General features: G+C 52.7%; 4 protein-coding genes and 1 pseudogene. 2 read left to right on the top strand and 3 right to left on the bottom strand.

Features of this window, described 5'->3' with window-relative positions:
- Positions 1-92: 92 nt before the first annotated feature.
- Together ACR0MP_RS21925 and ACR0MP_RS21920 are read right to left on the bottom strand one after the other, a co-directional pair.
- The gene (locus ACR0MP_RS21925) at positions 93-362 is read right to left on the bottom strand and encodes a hypothetical protein (RefSeq protein ID WP_480887793.1); all 270 of its coding nucleotides are present in this window, start codon (positions 360-362) and stop codon (positions 93-95) included.
- A 30-nt stretch (positions 363-392) separates the two neighbouring features.
- Entirely contained in the window at positions 393-812 is a 420-nt protein-coding gene (locus tag ACR0MP_RS21920; protein ID WP_480887791.1) for an enolase C-terminal domain-like protein, read from the bottom strand.
- A 540-nt stretch (positions 813-1352) separates the two neighbouring features.
- On the opposite strand from ACR0MP_RS21920, the gene ACR0MP_RS21915 reads away from it, so the two are divergent.
- Together ACR0MP_RS21915 and ACR0MP_RS21910 are read left to right on the top strand one after the other, a co-directional pair.
- Entirely contained in the window at positions 1353-2534 is a 1182-nt protein-coding gene (locus ACR0MP_RS21915; protein WP_480887789.1) for a matrixin family metalloprotease, read from the top strand.
- On the top strand, positions 2534-3382 hold the full coding sequence (locus ACR0MP_RS21910) for a transferrin-binding protein-like solute binding protein (protein ID WP_480887786.1): 849 nt from the start codon (positions 2534-2536) through the stop codon (positions 3380-3382). The genes ACR0MP_RS21915 and ACR0MP_RS21910 overlap by 1 nt, the downstream gene beginning before the upstream one ends.
- Before the next feature lie 82 nt (positions 3383-3464).
- On the opposite strand, the pseudogene ACR0MP_RS21905 reads toward ACR0MP_RS21910, so the two are convergent.
- Positions 3465-4492: pseudogene (locus ACR0MP_RS21905) on the bottom strand (integrase core domain-containing protein).
- Between the last annotated feature and the right edge of the window lie 401 nt (positions 4493-4893).

The following is a 4893-nucleotide window of genomic DNA, read 5'->3' as shown; positions in this document are numbered from 1 at the left end:
GCATCCGTCAGCTAGAAAAGATTAGACATGGTCACCGCTCGATTTTCGAACCGTGAATCACGCAGCCAAGCGGAAATCAATGGGTCCTGACTCTAGCTTAGCCTGCTTGACAGCGAAGTTTTTGTCGCCGCGGTAAAACGCAGAGCGAATAAATTCAGCAGTAATCTGTTCATGCCGTCGAGTACGGCGTTCAGTTTGTTCCAGTCAAAAGTCACGCCAATTCCCGGCGCAGAAGGTGCAAAAGCAAGGTTGTCCCGAATCACCAGTGGACGATGAGTGTATGCGTCGATCGGAAAGGAATGGGCTTCGATCCAGCCTGCATTCGGCTGCGCCCAGACCAGGCTAACATGCAGCTCTTGCATGCCATGCGAACAAACGGGAATGATATGGGCTTAGCTGAGTTTTGCAACTTGCAACCAGCCCGTAATGCCACCGCAATTTGACGCGTCAGGTTGAAAGAAGCTCAGCTTGGCATCGTCAAACGCATACTCGAATTCGTGAATGGTATGCAGGTTCTCACCCATCGCAAGTGGCATACCTGTCGCATCCGCTATCCGGCCAAAGCCTTTATTGTCATCGGGAATGATCGGCTCTTCAAACCAGGTGATATCAAACGGTTTAAATGCTTCAGCAACAGCGATGGCTTCGTCAACGCTAATCGAGTAATTTGCGTCCACCCTAAAAGTCACATCGGGGCCGATCAATTCGCGATCCGTTTGGACACGCTTGATATCTTCGTCCAACGTGGGCTGACCCACCTTGATTTTCACAGCGTTGTAGCCGCGATCAAGATAGGATCGAAAGGCGGTCATTCATGATCTTTGTGACGGCCCATTTGAAGCGGACCTTCGCATCTTAGTCGGACCCAATGACTTGGGCGACTTTGTTCTGGAGAGAAGGGCTGATCCTTCTGCGCGGAGGCTTGAACACGTGATCGAAAACGACGGCGATAACTGAGATGCGGTTCTGTGCAACACACCGGCCTGTCGACTGTGCGCTTCGGCCGATCGCTGATGAACTGTAGCCCGCTGAAATCCCTGATTCTATTCGTCAAAACAATTGAGACGCTCGAACAACGACGGCGGTTAGTTTCACTGATATTGGTCCGTTGTGTGTGCCGTTTTCGCGCCGCGCCCGCTGACGCTCCGCGTACCTAAAGGGACGTTTGGTGACAATTCACCGGTTCACTGTTCCGGTGCATTTCGGTTGTCGGGAGTTTTGAGACAAGCAGGGACGAAGCAATGTGTGTAATGTGTGGGTGCGTAAATTGTGGTGCAGATGGTACCATTACATCTGGCTCTGCAGAATTCAATCTCCTCGAAACGACGGCTAACGATGGCGCCGTTGCCAACATGAAATGGGGCGAAACCTTCCGCAGGACACCAAGCGGTGAAATCACGTGGGCAATGAATCTCGCCGGGCTTCAGATGGTTGCAGGCTACAGTATACTGGTATTTGAGGATTTGGTGTTTGAGGCATTCGACGCATGGACCGCCATCGCCGGGGTGACTTTCCGATACATCTCAGAATCTGACGACCCCGATATCAGTTTCAACGACGCCGATATCAGATTCAACATCGAACCCCTAAGCGGAGGCGCAGTCGGCAAGGCGGAATACAACTTTTCTACGACCGACAAGAACGATGAAGGCCTCGTCGAAATGCTGCGCTCCAATATCTCATTAGAGGCGGACGTAACCTGGCGGCCGGAGACAGACGGTGACACGATGAGCTTCGTACAGGTGCTCTTGCACGAAATTGGCCACTCACTTGGTCTTGACCACTACAACGTCCTTAACGAGAACAACGAATCTGAATCGATCATGCACCGCTTAGCAAATAAAAGTGCGCACAAGCTGGGTGAAGACGATATCGCAGGAATCCAAGAACTGTATGGCGAGCGTAGCTGGGACAACAGTGACGAAGAGGTCAATTTTAAGCATATCGCGGTAGCGCAAACCGCCTATGCCAAAGGCGGGAATGATGTGCTGGACGGTACGGCGCTTGACGACAGCTTCTATGGCGGTGCGGGGAATGATGAAATCAATGGCCAGGAGGGGAACGACCTTCTGGTTGATACGCGCGGGAACAACACCCTGTCCGGCAATGCAGGGAACGACACCATTATCGGCGGTGGTGGGACGCTGAATGCACAAGGCAACAGTGGCAACGATACGCTGGTTGGCGGGATCGGGGATGATGTGCTGGACGGCGGTACCGGCGACGACACATTGCGCGGCGATCCAACAGGCAGCTTTATCTCAGGCGATGACATATTGATCGCCGGGTCCGGCAACGACGTGTTGGAAGGTGGCGGCGGTGCCGACACCTTTGTCTTTGATCAGACCACAGGCGACAATCTGATTCTCGATTTTGAACCGGGCATTGATCTCATCGAGCTTCAGGGGTTCTCCGTCGATCAAGGAGACTTAAGCACTTCTGACGGCGATACGATCTTCACGTTCGACCAGAACGGCGTTGAATTCTCGATCACCTTCGAAAACGTGACAGTAACTGAATTGGATTTCATGTGATGCCCAAAATGTACTTCCAATGGATGTCTTGCTTCATCATGGCGCTCGCGCTGGCGGCCTGTGGCGGTGGAGGTGGCGGTGGCGGCGAGGAACCGTCCGAGACACCAGCACTAACTGATCCTGACCCTGCGCTAACTGATCCTGACCCTGCGCTAACTGATCCTGACCCTGCGCTAACTGATCCCGGCTATGTCGCACTCAGCGATCGCGATACCATTGGCCTGGGCAACATGGCTTATGTGCTGTTAAATCGGCAAGGTCCAACCGGTAGCGATGCAGTCAGCCTCACATATAGTAGTGGTGCCATTGCAGGCGGTCTGCTGGATGGAACAAATATCGACGGAGCCGAATACATCAATCCCGCAAATGGGGACTATTCGCGTGTTGTCTGGATCAACGGCGAAAGCATCTTTGGTGCCGTCGGCCTTGATGTCCAGGCGGGTGACCTGCCGACAACAGATACCGCAACCTATAATGAAGGTTGGGTTGGAATGGTCACTGTGGTCGAAAACGGTACATATGTGCTTGAAGGCGATGCTCAATTCACGGCCAATTGGGCCGAAGGTCACGTGGATGGCGAGTTCTCCAATCTCGCGGGAACGTTCAACGGTACCGACGTGGGAGACCAGGGAACGATCACATTGACCGAGGCAGACATCGTGGGCGACAACTTCATTGATGGTAGCGTTACAGGAACGGGCATCTTTGCCCCATTGGATGAATCAAGTTCAACAAGCGGCACAAACGGCACCTTCTTTGGTCCCGCAGCCGACGAATTGGGCGGTGTGCTGTCAATCGATGATAGCGACGCGGACATTCGCGTTCTGGGTGCGTTTCAGGCTGATTGAGACGAGGTCAAAACGCGTATTGCACTCCAACTCGAGATATTCCCTCACTGAAGTGGTCCACCGTTGTTTTAGGAATGGAAGACTAAGTGTTCAGATCCGGCATCTGGTGGATCGGATCGACAATGAGTCGATCTGGTTCTGAAGTCCAGATTTTGCAGATTTATTCGTATGGCGTGAGACCGGTTAGCGTTTTCAAGCGGCGCGCGTAGTTTTAGGCATCCAGGCAGTCGGTGAGATGTCTGTAAGGCTGATCGAGGCCGTCGTAGTGGTATCGCTTGATCATGGCCTCTTTGATCGTGCGGTTTGTGCGTTCGACTTGACCGTTGGTCCACGGATGGTTCGGCTTTGTAAGCCGGTGTTCAATCCCGTTGGCTTCGCAAATCATGTCAAACCGAAATGTCATGAAACAGACAGTGTTCCGGTTCCCGGGCTGTTTAACGAACTGGATGCCGTCGCCAATGGTCGCTCGAACCAATGGCGCAACAATTGGCAACTCTGTCAGGATGGTGTGATTGCGACAAGGCACAGCTTCGAGCAGGTTTTCGAAGAATTCCCACGCCGTTTTGCTTTAGGCCTTCTCTACCAACTGTGCCGCCGCGAACTTGCTGGTTCGATCAATGGCAACAAAAAGATGGAGTTTTCCTTCTTCAGTTCTGACCTCAGCGATATCCCCTCTCGTCGTTTGCTTTGCAAAAGACTGCCGGGCGGTGGATGTGGAAGGAGCCGATCGGATAGCGCTTGAACTTTTGCCGCTTGGGTTTTTCACCCGTAACGTCCCGCAATCGAGGTAACCCGCGCCGTTTCAAGCAACGATGCAAAGAAGAGCGCGTCAGATACGGGATCTTTGGCTGTTTGGCTGTAGAGCATAAAGGCAGTCAGCCAGCGGCAGGAGGGTGTGCCGACCGAAAGAAATGATATGTCCTCCTCTTCTTCGCTGAACACGGTTGAACGAGGCTCTCTGGGACCGGTCTTCTGATTCTGAACAGTCTGCCGTTTCCGCCAATTCGCGACCGTCTTTTGGCTGACGCCAAGCTCTCGGCTCAGCTCCGCGGTCGAGATTTACGATCGCTGTATTGCTGCTCCGAAGGCGAGCGTGCCCTCTCGGCAGATTTGATATGGAAATCGCCTGCCGGGTAATAGTACGTGGCGCAGTCGTGATGTATAACTCCAATAGGTTATGCTTCCATTCCATCGAATGGGTCGCACTATCAATTCGTGGGATCAAACACCAAATGCCGGAAGAATGAGATTTCGGATTTCAGGTTGGCAACCGATTGAAGGTCTCATACATGCTTTCCTGCAGGCCATACCCCAGGCCATATTCTGACAGGACAAACCCATGGACAATGAATGGCCAAAAACCATTCCGAGTGATTTTGAATCACTTCTCTCAATCGCATCCGAAACTGGCTACCAATCTGCCCTTCGAAGCTGGTTGAGAACCCACCTTCTTGACCGGTTTGAAGAGTGGATTCCACTGCTCAAAATCCGACTTGAAGCGGCCTTTGTAA

The organism is Ruegeria sp. K3 (genome assembly GCF_056531845.1).
This window is presented reverse-complemented; position numbering and strand designations above follow the sequence as displayed.